Origin of the sequence: Candidatus Enterococcus testudinis (genome assembly GCF_002140915.1) — a bacterium.
GTDB lineage: Bacteria > Bacillota > Bacilli > Lactobacillales > Enterococcaceae > Enterococcus_D > Enterococcus_D testudinis.
Genome location: NZ_NGKU01000001.1, coordinates 2495282 through 2511452 on the forward strand (window position 1 = coordinate 2495282; position 16171 = coordinate 2511452).

Consider the following 16171-nt stretch of genomic DNA (forward strand, 5'->3'; position numbering starts at 1 on the left):
AAACGCAAATGAAAATTTCAAATTCATTTGATTATTCTCTCATTTTTTTAACGAAAAATTTTATTGTTTTCTATCACAGTTCTTATCTGTATCTAAACATGTACCCCAAAAAACGGAACTGCTAATGTTTGTCTGCAACTCCGGTTTCACTCAATCAAAAGGGCGCTTTGCTTTTTATTTCACATCTTCTGCTACAAGCAATGAACCACTTTATCTAGCCTATGTGTACATAAAAGCATCACAATGTAACGCAAAAAAAGCCTGTCAGGATTCCTCCCGACAGGCTTTATCAATCAAGTCAATAAGCGTAAGTGCTTATTTATTTTTCAAGTTGTAGAATGCTTGTAATCCTTTGTATTCAGCAACTTCGCCTAATTGATCTTCGATACGTAGTAATTGGTTGTATTTTGCAATACGGTCAGTACGTGAAAGAGAACCAGTTTTGATTTGGCCAGCGTTTGTTGCTACAGCGATATCAGAGATTGTAGAATCTTCTGTTTCACCTGAACGGTGAGATACAACTGCAGTGTAGCCAGCTTCTTTAGCCATTTCGATGGCATTGAAAGTTTCAGTCAATGTACCGATTTGGTTTACTTTGATAAGGATTGAGTTACCGATACCGTTTTTGATTCCTTTTTCAAGGATTTCAGTGTTGGTAACAAACAAATCGTCACCTACTAATTGAACTTTGTCGCCTAGACGTTCAGTTAATAGTTTCCAACCATCCCAGTCATTTTCATCCATACCATCTTCGATTGTGATGATTGGGTATTTGTTAACTAATTCTTCTAAGTAGTCAACTTGTTGCTCAGCTGTACGTTTCACGCCAGTTTCGCCTTCAAATTTAGTGTAGTCATACACGCCATTTTCGTAGAATTCTGATGATGCACAGTCAAAACCTAGATATACATCTTTACCTGGTTCTAAACCAGCAGCTTTGATTGCTTCTAAGATTGTTTCAACACCGTCTTCAGTGCCTTCAAAACGAGGTGCAAAACCACCTTCGTCACCAACTGAAGTTTCTAAACCACGTTTAGATAAGATTGATTTCAAGGCATGGAATACTTCAGCACCCCAACGTAGACCTTCTTTGAAAGTAGGCGCGCCTACTGGCAAGATCATGAATTCTTGGAAAGCGATTGGTGCGTCTGAGTGAGAACCGCCATTGATGATGTTCATCATAGGCGTAGGCAATACTTTTGTATTGAATCCGCCTAAGTAGTGGTATAAAGGCACTTCAAGATAATCAGCAGCTGCACGTGCAACGGCGATAGATACACCTAAAATTGCGTTGGCGCCTAATTTACCTTTGTTAGGAGTTCCATCTAAAGCGATCATTGCTTTATCGATAGCCATTTGGTCGCGTACATCGTAACCGATGATTGCTTCTGCAATGACGTTGTTTACATTGTCAACTGCTTTCGTCACACCTTTACCGCCATAACGAGCTTTGTCGCCATCACGTAATTCAACTGCTTCGTGTTCACCTGTTGAAGCGCCTGAAGGCACCATTCCGCGGCCGAAAGCACCTGATTCTGTGTAGACTTCTACTTCGATAGTTGGGTTACCACGTGAGTCAAGGACTTCGCGTGCGTAAACATCAGTAATAATTGACATGTTTTGTCTCTCCTTTGAGTTTGTTTTATCTTAAGGGTCAAGCCCTTGCGAACATATTCATTGTAGTGAAAAAATCAGCATACTGCAAATGATAATTTCATGAAAATAAAATTATTTTACAGCGTCTAACAATGCTAAGAATGAATCAGCTTGTAAGCTTGCGCCACCAACTAAAGCACCATCAACATTTTCTTTTGCCATGTATTCAGCGATATTTTCTGGTTTCACAGAACCGCCGTATTGGATACGAACGCTTTGTGCTACTTCATTGCCATACAGTTTTTCAACTGTTTTACGTACCACACCGCAAATTTCATCTGCAATGTTGGCATCAGCTGATTTACCAGTTCCGATTGCCCAAATTGGTTCGTAAGCAATCACTAGATTGCTGACTTGACCATCTGTCAATCCTTCTAATCCAGCAGTGATTTGTCCTTCGATCCATTCAGCAGTCTTACCTGCTTCGTAGGTTTCAAGCGTTTCACCACAGCAAAGAATAGGCAACATACCATTGGCAAAGATTGCTTTGGCTTTTTTGTTGATATCTTCGTCTGTTTCGTGGAAGTATTCACGGCGTTCTGAATGGCCGATGATGACATAATCAACACCTAGGTCAGCCAAAGCTGCAGGTGAAGTTTCGCCAGTAAAGGCACCTTCATTTTCCCAGTAGCTGTTTTGGGCAGCGATTTTTAATTCAGTTCCTTGTGCTGCAGTTGTTAATGTTTCTAAGAACAATGCAGGGGCACCGATCACTGAATCTACAGATTCGTTGCTAGGGATTTTTGTTTTGACTGCTTCAGCAAATTCTTTTGCTTCTTTTGCAGTTTTGTTCATTTTCCAGTTTCCGGCAATAATTGGTTTGCGCATAGTCTGGTACTCCTTTTCATTATCAAGGGGCACTAAGCAATCTTGCTTAGCACCTGCCCCTCGTTATTGATTATTTGTCGTTGATTGCTGCTAATCCAGGAAGGGTTTTGCCTTCTAGTAATTCTAGACTGGCACCGCCACCTGTTGAAATGTGGGTAAATTTGTCCGCAAAGCCTAATTGTTCAGCTGCAGCTGCAGAGTCACCGCCACCAATGATCGTTGTTGCATCTTCAAGGTTTGCAATGGCTTCACAAACACCGATCGTACCTTTTGCAAAATTAGACATTTCGAATACACCCATTGGGCCATTCCATACAACGGTTTTCGCACCTTTTAAGGTATCAGAGAACAATTTGATTGTATCAGGTCCGATATCTAAGCCCATTTGGCCTGCAGGTACATCGCCAGTATGTTCTTCAGTTGGCACATCATTTGAGAATTCAGCAGCAGTGATTGAATCCACTGGTAAGACTAATTTGTCGCCAGCTTTTTCGATCAATTCTTTTGCCAATTCAACTTTATCTGCTTCAACTAATGAGTTGCCGATTTCCATTCCTTTGGCTTTGTAGAAAGTATACGTCATACCGCCGCCGATCAAAATTTTGTCCGCTTTAGGGATCAAGTTTTCGATCACGCCGATTTTATCAGATACTTTCGCACCACCAAGGATTGCGATCATTGGACGTTTTGGTTCTTCGACTGCTTCACCGATGAATTTGATTTCTTTTTCCATCAAGAAGCCTGCAACAGTTGGGATACCAGTTGAGGCAATTCCAACGTTTGATGCATGGGCACGGTGTGCTGTACCAAACGCATCATTGACAAAAACATCACCCAATGAAGCCCAGTATTTACCTAATTCAGGATCGTTTTTGCTTTCTTTTTTGCCATCAACATCTTCAAAACGTGTGTTTTCGAATACGACAACATCGCCATCTTTCATATCATTGATCGCTGCTTCTAATTTTTCGCCACGTGTTTGGTCGACAAAAGTGACATCTTTGCCTAAAAGTTCGCTTAAGCGAGCGGCAACAGGTGCTAAGGATTTACCTGCTTTGTCTGCTTCTTCTTTTACACGACCTAAGTGAGAAAATAAGATTGCTTTCCCACCATTTTCAATCACATAGTTGATTGTAGGTAATGCTGCTTTGATACGTGTATCGTCACCAATGACGCCGTCTTTTAACGGAACATTGAAGTCAACACGCACAAGGACTTTTTTATCTTTAACATCGATATCTTGGACTGTCATTTTAGCCATGAAGAGATGCCTCCTAATCATAATTGTAAAAAAAGCGGAGAAGCGCGCTGCTTCCCCGCTTTCTCTTGCGATGGTTTTAAATTACGCGACGCTAATCTTATAGTTTAGCGAAGTATTCTAAAGTACGAACTAATTGTGCAGTGTATGACATTTCATTGTCGTACCAAGCAACAGTTTTAACTAATTGTTTGTCGCCAACTGTCATTACTTTTGTTTGCGTTGCATCAAATAATGAACCAAAAGTCATACCAACGATATCTGAAGAAACGATTTCGTCTGTGTTGTAGCCATAAGATTCGTTTGAAGCATCTTTCATTGCTGCGTTGATTTCATCAACAGTTACTTCTTTGTCAAGAACAGTAACCAATTCAGTTAATGAACCAGTTGCAACTGGAACACGTTGTGCAGCGCCATCTAATTTACCGTTCAAGTCTGGGATTACTAAGCCGATAGCTTTAGCAGCACCAGTTGAGTTAGGTACGATGTTTGCAGCAGCAGCGCGGGCACGGCGGAAGTCACCTTTAGGGTGTGGTCCGTCTAATGTCATTTGGTCACCAGTGTAAGCATGGATAGTTGTCATTAAGCCTTCGATAACACCAAATTTGTCGTTTAATGTTTTCGCCATTGGTGCTAAACAGTTTGTTGTACATGAAGCACCAGAGATAACTGTTTCTTCACCTGTTAAAGTTTCATGGTTTGTGTTATAAACGATTGTTGGTACATCGTCTCCACCAGGAGCAGAGATAACTACACGTTTTGCACCAGCTGTTAAATGTTTTTCAGCAGCTGTTTTAGAAGTGAAGAATCCAGTACATTCTAACACGATTTCAACACCTAGTTCGCCCCAAGGCAATTCTTCAGGGTTGCGGTTAGCCAATACTTTGATTTCGTTGCCGTTCACGTTGAAAGATCCTTCATGAACTTCAACTGTACCGTTGAAACGTCCTTGTGTTGTATCATATTTTAACAAGTGAGCTAACATTTTAGCATCTGTTAAGTCATTGATAGCCACAACTTCGATTCCTTCTACTTCTTGGATACGACGAAATGCTAAGCGTCCGATACGTCCAAATCCATTAATACCTACTTTAACTGTCATTTAAGATTTCCTCCTTATGAAAATCATAAAAATTATTTATTTTAAAGGGTTGCCCCTTTTAAAATCTCATTTGCGCAAGCTTCATCTGTGATGAGCCAGGTTTGTTTTGGTGCATTTTTCATATATGCATTGACCGCTTTGGCTTTTGACTTTCCGCCAGCGATCGCGAATACGATAGGTACTTGTTGCAGATCCTTTAATTGCAAACCGATGCGCGGCACTTTATAGACCACTTCACCTGCTTCATTAAAGAAATAACCAAACGATTCTGCTACTGCATTTTTTTGTTTCAACATCAACATTTCTTTTTCTGACATTTTGCGTCTTGCTGCCATGTGTAAAGCTCGCCCAATACTATGAATAACACAATTTGCTTGACTTATCAAGTTTAAGACATCAACGATCGCCGGTTCTTTCAACAAAAACTCATACGTGTTCATGCTTAATTGTTCTGGTACAAACAACGAACGATAATCGCCGTTGGTTTGCATCGCCATCACTGAACTAACAGAATTCGCTTGAACGTTCACCGACTCACCGATCCCGCCTCGTGCAGGTACGAATAAGTTGTGTCGTTTTGTTGTTTCTAAATTCGTCAGTTCCTGTGCGACTTTCGCCATCGTTGTACCACCCATTACTGCAATGGTATTGTCTCCTTCAGGCAAAAGCAAGTCAAGTGATTCATTCAATAGCTGTCCAAACTCTGCAATCACTTTTGGCTGCCGATCCCCATCGCCACTGGCAATCAAACAACGCGCGATGCCAAAGGTTTCTGATAATCGTTTTTCGATTTGGTGCATGCCGAACAGTTGGTCCATCAATGTCCCAATTTTGGTATACACTTCTTCTCCGTAGGCAGTCAGCTGCATGCCGCTTTTTGAAGAATCGATCAGTTTCAACTTTTTGAGGGTATCCGTCTCGGTTCTTAGCACACGCTCTGTCATGGTCAAACTTTCTGAAAGTGTTCGGCGTCCGACTGGCTGCATCCAATAAATATTCCGTAGAATCCGGTAACGCTCTTGGAGCACAGCAAGAATATCCGGGGTGATTGCCTCAATCAATTTTAATTCATCGAGCATGATACATCCTCCCGTTGGACAACTTTCGTCCTACAATGACTTAAAATGACCCATTGACTGTAAAAAAAATACGATTTGTATTTCCTACACCAATAATAGTAGCACTTCTAACCATTCTACGCAACTATTTCAACCACAATTCGTCAGCTTTCCAGAAAATATTCAGAATAAGCGAAGTTTTAGCCATTCACTGAAAAATGGAAAGGCTTTGGCTCCTGCCACTTCCTTTCCATTTTCTCATTGATTCTCATTTTGTAGGGTCAATCAAATCGTTTTCGCTTTGAAGAGCCTTGGATTCCCATTGCCTCTCGATATTTGGCCACCGTCCTGCGGGAGATATCTATACCTTGTTCTTTCAACAGGCCCGCCAGCTTTTGGTCAGATAACGGTTTTTGTTTATTTTCTTCATCGATCAAGATCTTCAGAGCTTGTTTAATCGACTGGGTCGTTAGATCGTCACCATCTTCTTGTGTAGACACTTTCTGACCGAAGAACATTTTCAATTCAAAGACACCAAAACTGGTTTCCAAATATTTGCCATTCACCGCGCGGCTAACGGTCGATTCATGAACGCCAATCGCTTCAGCGATTTCTTTGAGGATCATCGGTTTTAATGGACGCGCTGCGTCGGTAAAGAAGGCTTGCTGCCGGGTAACGATTTGTTCGCCAACACGATAGATCGTATCCCCTCTTTGTTGGAGTGTTTTTTTGAGCCACTCGAATTCTTGCGCTTTGTTTTCTAAATAGCGTTGTACTTCTTGATCGCCACTTTGTTTCAAACGGTCAAAATAACTTTGTTGGAAATGCACTTCAGGCAATGCCCGTTTGTTAGAGAGCACGACAGGGATCCCCTTATCCATTTTGACAGTCAGGTCAGGCACGATATATAGACCGTCTGAAGAACCAAAAGCGGCGCCTGGTGTAGGGGTCAATGTTTGGATATAATCAAAGACTACTTGGACATCGGTCAAAGATATCTGTAATCCTTTGGCGATCGTATCCCATTTCCGAGCAGCCAAATCATCAAAGTACTCCTCTAACACGATATAAGCCAACGGCGGCGCGAAATCATCTCTTTCTGTCTGGAGCATCAGGCATTCACGTAGATCTCTGGCACCTACGCCAGCCGGGTCGAGTTGTTGGATCAGAGTCAAAGCATCCAACGCCTGAATCGGTGTCGCCCCCATTTGTTGCACGGCTTGATTCAGATCAATCGTCAGAAAGCCATTCAAGTCGATTGATTCTACCAAATACAATACAATCGTCCGCAAAAATGTATCTCGATAATTGAGGTGGACTTGCTCAATCAGATATTCAAATAAAGAGGTCTGTTGATCTGGGATCTGACTGAGATAATCCATCATTTGGTCAGAAGACTGGCTGCTTTTTGTGGGAATGATCGGCGTGTCGTACTCTCCGAGTTCAATCAGCGGGTTTTCCAGCGCTTGATCGTCAATAAACGCAATCAACTCATCCGCAGAAAACTGCAGCACTTGGATCGACTGTTGTAATTTCTGCGTCATAGCAAGCTTTTGTGTCTGTTTTTGCTGTTGTGAAAATTGCTGTTGAAATTTCATCATTCTACCCCTTGTTTTTTTCTTTAAAATTGGTTAAACTATTATTTGTGCTTCGCGCCTTTAGTGTAGTGGATATCACGTAAGATTCCGGTTCTTGAGACGGGGGTTCGATTCCCTCAAGGCGCGTTTTTTATTTCTTCGCATCATCAGTATACTTGTTTTTGACCAATAATTCAAAATCATCTAAGGATCGCAGCTTGCGATCCTTTTTTTGTGTCTGTTCATTGTGCCTTAATGAGCAAAGATGGCTTTAACATTTGCCTCATTGGATGTCGCTGCGCAAAAAAAGAAGAGGATTATTCCTCTTCTTCATCTTCTGCAAAATCATCTTCATCGTCATCATCGATAATTGTCAAATCTTCTTCAATGTTGCCTGGCAACTCTTCTTCATCATCGTCGTTGTTGTCAGCGCCGATTTCTTGTAGATCAGAGTTGTATGCAGAGATTTCTTCATCGTCATCATCGTCGTCATCAAAGAGATCGTCTTCTTCATCTTCTGACAAATCAGCATCTTCAGGATCATCATCGTTATAATCGATTGCATCTTCATCATCATTGATAAAGGCATTGACTTTTTTGCGTTTGCGACGGCGCGGGGTATCTTCATCTTCGTCATCAACACCATGATTGACTTCTTCATCAATCGAATCAATGGCATACCATGAACGCAGACCCCAACGGTTGTCACCTAAAGAAATAAAACTACCATCAATATTCAAGTCAGTATAAAACTGTGCCAATGAATCACGAATTTCACTATCTGATGCTTCAAGATAATTTTGGATTTGGTTGACCAAATCAGAAAAATCCATGACATCTCCACGCTGTTCTAAAATTGCATGTGCAACTTCGATCATCGATAATTCGTGTTTGTTTACACCTTCAAATACATTAATTTCCAAACTGGACACGTCCTTTCACAGTCTACTCCTAATCATACAAAATTGTTGATCAAATTGCAATTTTTTCTTTTAGTATTTACAATTCCTTATGCTGTAAATTCAAGGGCCAGCTTGTATGCACCGATTTTGTCCGTTGCGGCGAACAAATCATACTCAATATCAACTTTGCCGGAGTAAGGGCGATCCTTTAAACTGACATGCAGATGATTGGTAAAGGTATGAAACATCATCGTGCCATATGGTGTTTGATAACTTGTTTCTAACTGCTCTTTATAAGCAAATTTCAAACGCATCCGCATTTCTCCGGAGCGAATCAACTGGATTACACCATCGGGCATGATTTTCATTGTGACTGGGATTTCTTCCCCATCCGGTTGGATTTCTTTGTATCTTATGTATAAGGTATCTCCGATTTTGACTGCTTGTCCTTGCAAATCAAAAAGAAAGTCTTCTGTCTGATCCCCTTGGCGAACATTGGTCGTCAAATGAATCGAAATCGGAACACCCTGCGATAGTTCTTGCATGTTTCATTGCCTCCTTCACAGATTTCACTTACATTCTTGCTTTTTTTCAATCATTTGTCAATCATTTCAGTTACCACATTTTTCCCCAATCATATGAAAATAAGTTGAATTGTTTCATTCTTTTACTTAAATGTCGGATAATCGTATATAATGAGAAGACAGAGAATACCCGATAAAGGAGTTTAACTTGTCTTGACGATTTATTCCATTGACCATACATTACCGAATGCCCCATCCCCGTTTGTCCCATTTGCACTGACAGACGTCCTAACAGCCTATGCTGGTCATACACAGCAAGCATTTTGCCATTTTTGGCAGTTGTCTGATACGTTGATTCTTGGCATGAAAGACACCCGTCTTCCTGATTTGAAGGACGCGTTAACTGAAGTGAAAAAAGCGCACTTTCAACCTGTAATCAGAAATTCTGGTGGTCTAGGTGTGATTAGCGATGCCGGCATTTTGAATGTGTCGCTGATTTTCCCCAAAGAGTTGGCCGCCTCTACCGATGCAGCCTATATATTGATGCAGACATTACTGCAGCATGCTTTTCCAGAGCATGACATTGCCGCGTATGAGATCTCCGATTCTTATTGTCCTGGCAGCTTTGATTTGAGCATCAACGGTCAGAAAATCGCGGGCACGGCGCAACGTAGAATCAAAGAAGGGATCGCTGTCATGATGTACTTAAGTGTCAATGGCGATCAGCAAAGTCGCGGAGAGCTGGTGCGGCGCTTCTATCAAGCTGGCTTAAAAACAGCCTTTGGCACCAATGGCTATCCTGCTGTCAATCCAGAAAGTATGACAACATTATCAGCCGTGTCCGACCACCAATGGACCATCCAAGAAGTCATGGCGCGTTTGTCAAACGCGCTTAGCACATTACGCAATGATGCCGTCACACCAATCGATGTCAACGAGTGGCTATCAGCGAATCAACAGTTAGAAGAACTTGCTGTACGTCTCACACATATGGCCCAGAGAAATGAACCTTTAAAGGAGGTCAACGATGTCCATCTCTTATAAAAACCAAACCTTAGCAATCGAAAAAGTCTTTCGTGACCCTGTTCATAATTATGTACATGTCCAACACCAAGTGATCCTCGATTTGATCAACTCGAAAGAAGTGCAACGCTTAAGACGAATCAAACAATTGGGTACTGCTTCCTTTACCTTTCATGGCGCAGAGCATAGCCGCTTTTCCCATTCTTTAGGTGTGTATGAGATCAGTCGGCGCATCTGCGATATTTTTCAACGAAATTATTCGATCGAAAAGGTTGGCCCTTCTGGGTGGGATGATCAGGAACGATTGGTGACATTGTGTGCAGCACTATTGCATGATGTTGGTCATGGCCCTTATTCCCACACCTTTGAACACATTTTCCACACCGACCATGAAGCCATCACGGTGGCAATCATCACCTCGCCGGAAACAGAAGTCCATCAAATATTGAATCGAGTGGCCGAAGGATTTCCCGAAAAAGTCGCCAGCGTCATCACAAAAACTTATCCCAATCCGCAGGTGGTCCAAATGATCTCTAGTCAAATCGATGCCGATCGCATGGACTATTTGCTGCGAGATGCGTACTTCACTGGTACAGAATACGGCACTTTCGATTTAACGAGGATTTTGCGGGTCATTCGTCCCTATGAGGGTGGCATCGCCTTTTCGATGAATGGGATGCACGCCGTTGAGGATTATATCGTCAGCCGCTATCAAATGTATGTTCAGGTTTATTTCCATGCTAGTTCAAGAGGGATGGAAGTGATTTTGGCCCATCTGTTGAATCGCGCTGCTGAATGCTATACGGAGAACGATGAACTATTCCAACATCATTCTCAGTTATTGCTGCCCTTTTTGAGACAAGACTTTTCGTTGGAAGAGTACCTGAAATTAGACGATGGCGTATTGAATACGTATTTCACTCAATGGACAGAAGAATCTGATCTGATTTTAAGCGATCTTGCCAAACGGTTCTTGAATCGCAAACCGTTAAAATCGATTCGTTTCACGGATGATGCACAATTGCCGTTGATCGAGGACTTAAAAAAATTAGTAGAGAAAGTCGGCTTCAATCCAACATATTATACAGCTATCAACTCTAGTTTTGATTTGCCTTATGATTTTTATCGCCCGACCTCGGGCATGCATCGCACGCAAATCGAATTACAAGAAAAAGATGGGACGCTGACCGAGTTATCTAAAGCCAGTCAACTGGTGGCCGCTTTGGCGGGGCAAACCCAAGGGGATCGTCGTTTTTATTTTCCAAAAGAAATGATTGACCCCAACTTGCAAAATCACTATGATTTATTTGAGGAGACCTATCAAGCGTTTGCGACTTATATTCGTAATGGCGCTTTGATCAAACCAAGCAACTTTTAGGAGGAAATTATGAGCATCAAATTGATCGCTATCGATATCGATGGCACATTGTTAAATGACGACCGTAAAATCACACCTGCCGTTTACAAAGCATTGAAAGCAGCCGAAGCGCAAGGTGTACGTATCGTCTTATGTACTGGTCGCCCGTTGACCGGCGTACAAGATTTATTGACCGAATTAGATTTATTTACCGACAACGACTTTGTGATCACTTACAATGGTTCATTGGTACAAAAGACTAAAAACCAAGAGATCATTTCTGAATTTGGGTTGTCGCAAGAAGATTATTTGTTTGTTGAAATGACTGCCCGCCAACTCGGTGTGCATCTGCATGTGGAAACACAAGATACAATGTATACAGCCAATCGCGACATCAGCCCTTATACGGTGTATGAAGCCTTCTTGGTCAATATGCCGCTGAAATATCGCACACCAGAAGAAATGACCGCTGATTTGAATATCATCAAAATGATGATGATCGATGATCCTGCTTTGTTAGACAGTGTGATTCCTGATTTACCTGCTGCTTTGACCGATCAATACAACGTTGTCAAAAGTGCCCCGTTTTTCCTAGAAGTCTTAAACAAAAAAGCCCATAAAGGTGCTGCAGTCAAAAAACTAGCAGAACATTTAGGCATTAATCAATCTGAGGTCATGGCGATTGGCGACAATGAAAACGATTTGACGATGGTCGAGTATGCAGGCATCGGTGTAGCCATGGGGAATGCAACGGACAATGTCCGCAACATGGCCGATGTCATTACAGCGACAAACGAAGAAGATGGCGTAGCAAAAGTAATCAACGAATACGTGTTGCAAGCAAACGATCAGTAACCATTTTTGCTATCCGCTGTCTGTCACGATTACGCAAAAAAAGCAAGTCAGGGTCAATCCTGCTTGCTTTTTTGCTGTATCCATTGTTTAACTGCCCATTGATGACTGCCGCGTTTCAATAACTGAATCGCATTGTCCGCTGTTTGCCAAGAGAGTTGATTGTTGTCTTCAGTAGGTGCACATATCTCCTGCCACTTGGTCATTAAGAAAAAATAGCCTGGATGATAATAGTACGTATCGCGGTGACGAGAATAAAAATATTCCACTGCTTCGCCAAAATATTGATCGATTTCCCCTTTAAAACCTAATTCCTCAATCAGCTCCCGCTCAATGGCCTCTTCTTTCGATTCTCCAGACTCAATTTCGCCCCCCGGCAAAAAATACGCCCCATTTGGTGCTTGCACTAGAATGATTTTATTTTCTTCATTTGGTATGACGACATAGGCGCCAAACCGTGCTTTGTACACTTGCTGCTCGTCTTTAACCCCAAACACGATGTCATTTTCCGGCATGATACCCTCCAACAAGTTTTCTTTCCATTTTACCTTATGGACTTGCGAGGGACAAGCGAGAAATAGGTATGAAATCATTTTCTCCCCACTAGAAAACGAATTATGTTATGATTGAGGTAACAAAAGAAGAAAGGATGATTGCATTTTATGAAAATGGCACACACATGTGTACGAGTCAAAGACTTAACAGCCTCTTTAGATTTTTATCAAACGGCCTTTGGTTTTGAAGAATCTCGTCGCCGCGATTTCCCTGAACACAAATTTACCTTGGTTTACTTAACTTTACCTGGAGATGATTATGAGTTGGAATTGACTTACAATTATGATCATCCTGGATATGATTTAGGTGATGGCTATGGCCACATCGCCATCAGCAGTGCTGATCTAGAAGCGTTGCATGACACACATAAAGCAGCTGGTTTTGATGTCACTGATCTAAAAGGTTTACCTGGCACACAACCCTCTTATTATTTTGTCAAAGATCCAGACGGCTATAAAATCGAGGTTATCCGCGAAAAATAGTCATATAAAAAAAGGACATTATGTCCTTTTTTATTTTTGTTTATACATACGATCAGAAAGGAAAAAGACGATGAAACCCATTATCGGCATTGCAGCCAACGAACGATCAATGATTGAAGAGAGCGAGCATTGGTTAACCTATACCCCAAAAAATTTCGTCACCCATATTCAAGAAGCCGGAGGGATCCCTCTCTTGATCCCAATGGGTGTCATAGAGGATGCAAAAGCCTATATTTCTCGGATCGATAAGCTCTTACTTGCGGGCGGACACGATGTCTCTCCTCAACATTACGGAGAAACCCTTCACCCGTTGATTCAAGGAACGCATCCAGAGCGTGATGCCTTTGAGTTGGCACTGATCAAAGAAGCAGTCGCCCAAAAGAAACCGATTTTCGGTGTCTGCCGCGGCATGCAGCTGATCAACGTAGCCTTTGGCGGCAGTCTGTATCAAGACCTCTCATTGATGGAGAATCCCCACCTGAAACATGTGCAGTTGCCCACACCTTTTCGCTTTGCTACCCATGATGTAACGCTCAATGCAGACAGTCAGCTTGGCAAATTATTGGGCACTACTTATCCAGTCAACTCCTTTCACCATCAAGCAGTGAAAGAGATCGCGAAAGATTTCCAAGTGATTGCTACCGCCCCTGATGGTGTCGTGGAAGCAATCGAATCTCATGCCTTTGGCGCACCAATTTTAGGCATTCAATGGCATCCGGAACTCGCTGCCCAAACTAGACCTTCTGAACAAGCGATCTTCACCTTTTTTGTACAGACGCTATAATCATCAACCACGCAAAAAGGCCAGCTGCATCAGCTGACCTTTTTTGGGTTTATTTTTCGTTTTTCATTAAGACAATCGATTGTTTCAACGAAGCAATCAAGCCATTGTCATTGTAAATCAAAACATTGGATTTATACATTTTTGCGGAAACCAACATCAACGCAAGGGTCGATGCCAATAGAATCGCGGCCGACACCAATGCGCCGCCGACGCCCACCGTATCATTTGCCAAGCGTACTGGCATAATGAATGATGAAAGAAATGGAATATAGGATGTCACGCGCATGATGATGTTGTTAGGATCTGCCGCACCTAATACCAAACCTAACATATACCCAGCTAAAGAGAGATATGTTACCGGTATAATGGCTTTTGCAGTGTCTTCTGCTTTGTTGACGAGGGAGCCGCACAAAGCCGAGAGCACTGCATAAATCAAAATACCTAAAAAGACAAAGACAAGTGAGAAAACCATGAACGAACCAAAGATGCCATCTAATGAAAAATTGGCAATAAAGCTGCTGATCATTGGAATATCTTTGATCCAGAAATAACTACCGCCAAATACTGCTGCATACGCCAACAACTGAGTGGCAGCGACCATGATCACACCTGTTAGTTTTGCATAATAATGGGTTTGGGCACGGGTGCTGGACAATATCACTTCCATGATCCGCGTGCCTTTTTCTGATGCAATTTCTTGGGCAATGATTTGGGCATATGTCAGAATAAAGAAGAACAAAATGATCGTTGCTACATAACTGACAATATACTGCATATCACTATGGTCTTCGCCAAAAGTCATGGCGCCATCTTCATCAAAAGAAACTTTTTGTTTACTGAATGTTGCTGGTTCAGCCAATTGACCGACTTCCTCACCAGTTAACCCTAATGCATCGGCTCTTAATGATGACTGCAAGCCAGATAACAATTGTTGGATCGTCAATTCAGTCGTTTGTCCTAGCGAAGATTCACTAAGTAGTTCTCCACTCAATTGATCCTCCGCAGCCGTAATCACCAATAATCCCTTAACGGATTCATCTGCCAATTGCGCTTCACCTTCGGCCTCACTAGCGACAACTTCAAATGTATAGTCATCATTGCTTTGTGCTGCAAAAGTTTCCGCAATCGCCGGCTCATTGGCATACACTGCAATCGTATCCTCGTTATCCGCACCATCCATAAATAGTCCAATCACATAGAAGACACCGACAGCGATAAAAGGGACCAGTATCATGATCAAAAATGAAATCGACTTGATATTTTTCTTATATACATCTAACGCAATGACCCAAAATTTATTCATGGATTTGCCCCGCTTTCCGTTTGAAAATCTCTTCTAGGGTTGGCGGTTGCTGATTGAACATAGGAATATACCCATCCGCCGTAGCTAATGCAAAGATGTTGCGCCCAACCTTGGGATCATTGATCGTGATATCAAAACTGCCATCTTCCCGTAAGTGAACCTGTTCCACCCCATCGATTGCAACGATTTGTTCTTTGGTCAAATGAGATTCCAGAAAGACCTTCGTCCGACCAAATGACTCTCTGATTTCATGCACGCGGCCATTCAAGACCGTTGCGCCATCTCTTAACATGATCAAATGGTCGCAAATTTTCTCCACATTATCCATATTATGACTGGAAAAAATCACACATGAGCCTTTCTCTTTCAATTCGATGATTCCATTTTTCAACAACTCGGCATTTACAGGATCTAATCCACTGAAGGGTTCGTCCAAAATCACCAGCTTCGGCTCATGAATCAAGGTAGCGATCAACTGAACTTTTTGTTGATTCCCTTTCGATAACGACTTCACTTTGTCAGTCTTTTTGCCTTTGACTTGAAATTTATCCATCCAGTAATCGATTTTTGGTACGATTTCAGCCTTACTTTTCCCCCGTAAGCGGGCAAAGTAAATCAATTGATCTTCAATTGTTACTTTAGGGTAAAGTCCTCTTTCTTCCGGTAAGTAACCAATCAAGTTATACTCTTTCTCGCTGATTTTATGCCCATCCCATAAAACTTCGCCTTGGTCTGCTTTTAAGAAATCCAAGATCAGTCTAAACGTCGTTGTTTTTCCTGCACCGTTTTGCCCGATCAAGCCCATGATTTGCCCATCATTGATGGCAAATGAAAGCTGGTCAACAGCTGTATAATCTCCAAATGTTTTCACTAGTTGTTTTGCTTCTAACACATTTTCACCTTCCTCTTT

General features: G+C 42.0%; 16 protein-coding genes and 1 tRNA gene. 6 read left to right on the forward strand and 11 right to left on the reverse strand.

The genetic code is table 11. The annotated features are described in order from the left end of the window. Window positions 1-315 precede the first annotated feature (315 nt). The 6 genes from eno to rpoN all read right to left on the reverse strand — a co-directional run bounded on the left by eno (window position 316) and on the right by rpoN (window position 7500). Entirely contained in the window at window positions 316-1617 is a 1302-nt protein-coding gene (gene eno / locus A5886_RS12110) for a surface-displayed alpha-enolase (RefSeq protein ID WP_086275363.1), read from the reverse strand. A 111-nt stretch (window positions 1618-1728) separates the two neighbouring features. Further along, complete coding sequence (tpiA, locus tag A5886_RS12115; RefSeq protein ID WP_086275364.1) at window positions 1729-2484, reverse strand: triose-phosphate isomerase; 756 nt, start codon at window positions 2482-2484, stop codon at window positions 1729-1731. 70 nt (window positions 2485-2554) lie between these two features. Further along, window positions 2555-3745, reverse strand: a complete 1191-nt coding sequence (locus A5886_RS12120; RefSeq protein WP_086275365.1) for a phosphoglycerate kinase — start codon at window positions 3743-3745, stop codon at window positions 2555-2557. A 97-nt stretch (window positions 3746-3842) separates the two neighbouring features. Continuing rightward, window positions 3843-4844, reverse strand: coding sequence for a type I glyceraldehyde-3-phosphate dehydrogenase (gene gap, locus A5886_RS12125; RefSeq protein WP_054115482.1), 1002 nt, complete (start codon window positions 4842-4844; stop codon window positions 3843-3845). A gap of 41 nt (window positions 4845-4885) precedes the next feature. Continuing rightward, entirely contained in the window at window positions 4886-5923 is a 1038-nt protein-coding gene (locus A5886_RS12130) for a sugar-binding transcriptional regulator (RefSeq protein ID WP_086275366.1), read from the reverse strand. Between the two features lie 260 nt (window positions 5924-6183). Beyond that, window positions 6184-7500 carry an RNA polymerase factor sigma-54 gene (gene rpoN, locus A5886_RS12135; protein WP_086275367.1) on the reverse strand — a complete coding sequence of 439 codons (1317 nt, stop codon included), beginning with the start codon at window positions 7498-7500 and terminating at the stop codon, window positions 6184-6186. A gap of 54 nt (window positions 7501-7554) precedes the next feature. On the opposite strand from rpoN, the gene A5886_RS12140 reads away from it, so the two are divergent. Further along, window positions 7555-7626: transfer RNA gene (locus A5886_RS12140), tRNA-Arg, on the forward strand. A 170-nt stretch (window positions 7627-7796) separates the two neighbouring features. On the opposite strand, the gene rpoE is transcribed toward A5886_RS12140, so the two are convergent. Together rpoE and A5886_RS12150 are read right to left on the reverse strand one after the other, a co-directional pair. Further along, window positions 7797-8402, reverse strand: a complete 606-nt coding sequence (gene rpoE, locus A5886_RS12145; RefSeq protein ID WP_086276055.1) for a DNA-directed RNA polymerase subunit delta — start codon at window positions 8400-8402, stop codon at window positions 7797-7799. A gap of 86 nt (window positions 8403-8488) precedes the next feature. After that, a complete protein-coding gene (locus tag A5886_RS12150; protein ID WP_086275368.1) occupies window positions 8489-8926 on the reverse strand; it encodes a YwiB family protein in 438 nt (145 codons plus the stop codon). A 192-nt stretch (window positions 8927-9118) separates the two neighbouring features. On the opposite strand from A5886_RS12150, the gene A5886_RS12155 reads away from it, so the two are divergent. The 3 genes from A5886_RS12155 to yidA are packed head-to-tail and all read left to right on the forward strand — an operon-like array spanning window position 9119 to window position 12140. Further along, window positions 9119-9949 carry a lipoate--protein ligase family protein gene (locus tag A5886_RS12155; protein ID WP_086275369.1) on the forward strand — a complete coding sequence of 277 codons (831 nt, stop codon included), beginning with the start codon at window positions 9119-9121 and terminating at the stop codon, window positions 9947-9949. Then, window positions 9933-11306 (forward strand): HD domain-containing protein, encoded by a 1374-nt coding sequence (locus A5886_RS12160; protein WP_086275370.1) that lies wholly within the window; start codon window positions 9933-9935, stop codon window positions 11304-11306. Before A5886_RS12155 ends, A5886_RS12160 begins: the two co-directional genes overlap by 17 nt. A gap of 9 nt (window positions 11307-11315) precedes the next feature. Beyond that, complete coding sequence (gene yidA / locus A5886_RS12165; RefSeq protein WP_086275371.1) at window positions 11316-12140, forward strand: sugar-phosphatase; 825 nt, start codon at window positions 11316-11318, stop codon at window positions 12138-12140. Window positions 12141-12193: 53 nt separating this feature from the next. Here the strand turns inward: yidA and A5886_RS12170 are convergent, their stop codons facing one another. After that, window positions 12194-12652 carry an NUDIX hydrolase gene (locus A5886_RS12170; protein ID WP_086275372.1) on the reverse strand — a complete coding sequence of 153 codons (459 nt, stop codon included), beginning with the start codon at window positions 12650-12652 and terminating at the stop codon, window positions 12194-12196. Window positions 12653-12799: 147 nt separating this feature from the next. Between A5886_RS12170 and gloA the strand changes: the two genes are divergently transcribed. After that, the gene (gloA, locus tag A5886_RS12175) at window positions 12800-13174 is read left to right on the forward strand and encodes a lactoylglutathione lyase (protein ID WP_086275373.1); all 375 of its coding nucleotides are present in this window, start codon (window positions 12800-12802) and stop codon (window positions 13172-13174) included. Window positions 13175-13244: 70 nt separating this feature from the next. Then, a complete protein-coding gene (locus tag A5886_RS12180) occupies window positions 13245-13958 on the forward strand; it encodes a gamma-glutamyl-gamma-aminobutyrate hydrolase family protein (RefSeq protein ID WP_086275374.1) in 714 nt (237 codons plus the stop codon). A gap of 49 nt (window positions 13959-14007) precedes the next feature. Here A5886_RS12180 and A5886_RS12185 read toward each other — a convergent pair whose 3' ends face one another. Continuing rightward, a complete protein-coding gene (locus A5886_RS12185) occupies window positions 14008-15261 on the reverse strand; it encodes an ABC transporter permease (protein WP_086275375.1) in 1254 nt (417 codons plus the stop codon). Next, on the reverse strand, window positions 15254-16153 hold the full coding sequence (locus A5886_RS12190; protein WP_086275376.1) for an ABC transporter ATP-binding protein: 900 nt from the start codon (window positions 16151-16153) through the stop codon (window positions 15254-15256). Before A5886_RS12190 ends, A5886_RS12185 begins: the two co-directional genes overlap by 8 nt. Window positions 16154-16171 lie beyond the last annotated feature (18 nt).